The organism is Arthrobacter sp. 10T425 (assembly GCF_056393985.1).
The window spans coordinates 1-400 of the sequence record NZ_JBFTGZ010000103.1 but is presented as its reverse complement, the minus strand read 5'-3'; the positions used below and the strand labels follow the sequence as shown (position 1 = coordinate 400).

General features: G+C 61.5%; 1 protein-coding gene. It reads right to left on the bottom strand.

Features of this window, described 5'->3' with window-relative positions; genetic code table 11:
* Window positions 1-400, bottom strand: a 400-nt coding sequence (locus tag AC1DDH_RS20720; RefSeq protein ID WP_476956253.1) for an MCP four helix bundle domain-containing protein, incomplete at both ends; no start/stop codon positions are given.

Sequence of the window (400 nt, the reverse complement as noted above, 5' to 3'; positions counted from 1 at the left end):
GTGCTTGATGCGCCGATAGAGCGACACGGCCATGAAGACGATGAAGCCCACCACGAGCGCGATGACGACCAGGAACAGCCGCACCACGTGGGTGTGCTGGGCCTTGTTCTCTGCCACGGCGGCGTCGCCCATCTTGGTGTTGTATTCGACGTGCGTGTCGATGGCCTTGCGAAGTGCCCGATACGACGCATTCAGCGTGCCGTCGGTCAGCATCTTCTGCGTGGCCGCGTAGTCGTTGTTATTGGAGCGGTCGAGGAAAGTGGCGAATTCGGCACGATACTGTTTCGCGGCCTCGCGGTCCGCCTCCAGCAGCTTGCGGTCGGCGTCGTCGGAGATGTCTTCGCGCTCATAGGTGGCGATGAGTTCGTCGAAACGTTTGCTGGCCTTGTCGAGCGAGACC